The sequence below is a fragment of the Gracilibacillus ureilyticus genome (assembly GCF_900111195.1).
In the GTDB taxonomy this organism is placed as follows: Bacteria; Bacillota; Bacilli; order Bacillales; family Amphibacillaceae; genus Gracilibacillus; species Gracilibacillus ureilyticus.
Window position 1 is genome coordinate 1 of sequence record NZ_FOGL01000038.1, and the last position, 1750, is coordinate 1750.

Genomic DNA, 1750 nt, shown 5'->3' on the forward strand with positions numbered 1-1750 from the left:
CTCGTATAGTGTATTTAAGAACATAAAATTGCTCTTAGAAAATTGAATAATAAAGTTACATGAATACCTTTTGCTTGGATACTGCGTGATGTCCTTAGATAATAGAATTGGAATGGATCCAACTGGGAATATGCTGTTCTCTCCTGTAGTTCGACTACGATTAAAGACTGTGACCCAGACAATTGTTGTACTGCAAACGCACAAGCTGTATCGGTGTTTCGCTAAACCGAGTATTAGTAGACTTGGGCAGCTTTTAGCGACGCATCAAAGAATACTCATACGCGAGGTTGTTGTTAGACAATTGTTTCTAGGGATATCCCGCAGTATCCAAGCTTATTCCAAAATCTTATGAAAGGAGGTCCTTTCCGTGAAATTATTCGTAGGTATTGATGTTAGCTCTAAAAATCTTGATGTGTGCTTCCTTGACAGCGAAGACACGCGTCTAAAAGAAGAAACACTTTCCAATGACTTATATGGTGCCAACCAAATAAAAGAAGCCATTTTAACGTATAACGGGCAGTTCCATTACGAAAAAATTGTCGTTGGTATGGAATCTACATCTGTTTATAGTTTTCATCCCTCTACTCTTTTAGACAATGATAAGGACTTACAAAGGATTGGTGTAGAAGTAGTGGTTCAGAATCCTAAAGCCATTCATCGGTTTAAAGGGTTGTTTGAAGAGGACAAAACAGACCGTATTGATGCTTTTCGCATTGCTGATTTCCTTCGATTTGGACGATACAATAAAACGATTATTAAAGAAGAAAAGTATGTTGCGCTTCAACGGTTAACACGCTCACGTTATCAAGTGATCCAGCAGATGACAGAGTGTAAGCAACATTTTCTTGAGAACCTTTATTACAAGTGCAATACGCTCTCAAATGATGTAGATACTTCCATTTTTGGGGCTGCCATGATGGAATTGTTTGTCGACACCCTTTCGTTAGATGACATTGCCAATATGGAATTAGAGGAATTAGCTTTTTTCCTTCAAGGGAAAGGCAAGGGACGCTTTCGTGATCCCGAAAAATTGGCCAAAACCATTCAAAAAGCTATCCGTGATTCCTACCGTCTTGGAAAGGTCGTGCAACACTCCGTCGACATGGTCTTGGCCACTTATGCCCGACTGGTTCAAACACTCAAGAAACAGATCAAAGAACTGGATAAGGGGATTAAGGCCTTATTCGTAATTCTCCCAGAGGCAGAATGTCTCTTAAGTGTGCCAGGTATTGGACCTGTTTATGCGGCCGGTATTATTGCTGAAATCGGCCAAATTGAACGCTTTGAAACGGAGGCACAACTGGCGAAATACGCCGGTCTCTATTGGAAAAGGTCACAATCTGGTGACTTTGAATCGGAACGAACACCTAGAGTAAAAACAGGAAATCAGTATCTTCGTTATTACTTAGTTGAAGCTGCCAACTCCGTCAAACGAAATGAACCTGTGTACCATGAATTTTACCTAAAGAAATATAAAGAAGTTCCGAAATACAAACATAAAAGAGCCCTCGTTATGACCGCGAGAAAACTAGTGCGTTTGGTGGATGTGCTACTACGCAACCGCCAACTCTACACGTCAGAAAGGAGCGTGTAAATCATAAGCAAATAAGGCTTATGAATCCTTTCTAATGAACCCGAACGAATGTTTGTTTATTGGGCGGGTTTAGTTCAGCGCGACTTTTTTTAACCTTACATGAATATTATTATCTTTTTTTAATCATTTTTTTGCTTGACTTATCACCACAAGTCT

The 1750-nt window shown here is 39.8% G+C and carries 1 protein-coding gene; it reads left to right on the forward strand.

Features of this window, described 5'->3' with window-relative positions:
* The first annotated feature begins 367 nt into the window (after window positions 1-367).
* Complete coding sequence (locus BMW36_RS20125) at window positions 368-1594, forward strand: IS110 family RNA-guided transposase (RefSeq protein ID WP_089744477.1); 1227 nt, start codon at window positions 368-370, stop codon at window positions 1592-1594.
* Window positions 1595-1750: the final 156 nt, after the last annotated feature.